A 590-nucleotide genomic window follows, 5' to 3' on the forward strand; every position below is an offset into this window, starting at 1 on the left:
GGGCCTTGGCCGGGTCGCGGCCGAGGAGGTGCCCGAGCGCTGGGGCGGCCTCGTCGACCTGCCCCAGGCGGCGGACCGGCGCTCCCGTGGCCGGCTCGCCGACGTGCTCGCCGGGCTCGACGGCGAGGACCAGGTGGCCGTGCGCCCGGCCGGCGTCTTCGCCAACCGCCTGGTGCGCGCCCCGTGGCACGAGCCGGCGCGGGACCCCGCCTGGGCGCCCCGTGGCACCGTGCTGATCACCGGCGGCACCGGCGCGCTCGGCGGCCACGTCGCCCGCTGGCTGGCCGACAACGGGGCCGAGCACCTGCTGCTCGTCAGCCGCCGAGGGCCCGCCGCCCCCGGCGCCGACGCCCTCGCGGCCGAACTCCGCGCGGCGGGCGCCGAGGTGACCGTCGCCGCGTGCGACATCACCGACCGCGCCGAACTGGCCGCGCTGCTCGCCGACATCCCTGCCGACCGCCCGCTGGGCGCCGTCGTGCACACCGCCGCCGTCCTGGACGACGCGGTGCTCGACTCGCTCACCCTGGACCAGCTCGACCGCGTGCTGCGGGTCAAGGTGCGCGGCGCGGAGAACCTGCACGAGCTGACCC

General features: G+C 79.3%; 1 protein-coding gene. It reads left to right on the forward strand.

All coding sequences use genetic code 11. The features are described 5' to 3' along the window. On the forward strand, positions 1 to 590 hold a 590-nt coding region (locus KUM32_RS39355), incomplete at both ends, for an SDR family NAD(P)-dependent oxidoreductase (RefSeq protein ID WP_217146548.1).

The organism is Streptomyces sp. AC627_RSS907 (genome assembly GCF_019049165.1).